General features: G+C 63.2%; 1 protein-coding gene. It reads right to left on the bottom strand.

All coding sequences use genetic code 11. The features are described from left to right. Positions 1-729 (bottom strand): hydrogenase formation protein HypD (gene hypD, locus VBE63_RS30865; protein WP_323686757.1); only part of this gene is annotated, 729 nt, incomplete at its 3' end. Positions 730-733 lie beyond the last annotated feature (4 nt).

Here is a 733-nt window from a genome sequence, read left to right as displayed (position 1 = left end):
GAAGCCGGCGATCACCACCGGCTTGCCGAACTCCGACGGCACGAACTCGTAGGGCCGGCTGCCGATGACGGTGCTGACATGTGAAGGACCGAGGATGCCGTCGAGCTGCACGCCTCCGGCGTTGGCAGTCATGCCTGAATCAGTGGCCGCGTCCCCGTCATGCTCAACCAACGCCTGTGCTTCCGCACCGCTTAATCCTGGGTCGATCGCCTGGACACCAGCAGCGGCCAAAATGGTACCGAGCGCGGGCGGTGTCAGGACATGGTTGCAGAACACCGAGAAGTTCTCGAGCCCTTCGGCACGTGCGACCTTGAGCGCAACAGCAGTCGGTGGCGTGGTGGTCTCAAAACCAATCGCGAACAGCACGACTTGGCGCTCCGGCGCCTTGCGCGCGATCGCCAGCGCATCCTGCGTCGAATAGATCATCCGAATGTCGGCCCCGCCCGCCTTGGCCTTGAGCAGACTGTTGCGCTCGCTGGCCGGCACCCGCATCAGATCGCCATAGGTGCAGAGCGTGACTCCATGTTCGACGGCCATCGCAATCGCCTGATCGATGCGCGCCATCGGCAACACGCAAACCGGACAGCCGGGGCCATGCACAAAGCGCACATTCGCTGGCATCAGATCCTGCACGCCATAGCGATAGATGGCATGGGTGTGCCCGCCACAGAACTCCATCAACCGATAGTTCCGAGCCGGGTCAGCCTCGGCAGCAATGGTCCGTGCCAAACCT

Origin of the sequence: Lamprobacter sp., assembly GCF_034860625.1 — a bacterium.
Classification (GTDB): Bacteria; Pseudomonadota; Gammaproteobacteria; order Chromatiales; family Chromatiaceae; genus Lamprobacter.
The sequence above is the reverse complement of the archived record's forward strand: the minus strand, read 5'-3'. Positions and strand labels throughout refer to the sequence as shown.